The following is a 231-nucleotide window of genomic DNA, read 5'->3' on the forward strand; positions in this document are numbered from 1 at the left end:
TGCCTCGGTTTCTGCATCGGCGTCAGCCGTTTCTTCGGTCACTTCGGCGGCGGTTTCTGCCTCTCCCTCGGTTTCTTCAGCAGCGGTTTCCTCTGCGGAAGTTTCTTCACTTTCGCCGTCACTTTCTTCTAGGTTTTTCTCGCTGCTATCGGACTCTGGGCTGCTTTCGGCAACGGCGGTATTTTCGCTGTCGCTATCGGTTGATTCTCCGTCGGTTTCTTCGGCTTCAGC

Annotated in this window: 1 protein-coding gene; it reads right to left on the minus strand. The window is 55.4% G+C overall.

The window, feature by feature from the left end; genetic code table 11:
- Positions 1-231 (minus strand): hypothetical protein (locus AC0QH1_RS00425; RefSeq protein ID WP_324628769.1); only part of this gene is annotated, 231 nt, incomplete at both ends.

Source organism: Phormidium sp. CCY1219, assembly GCF_055795085.1.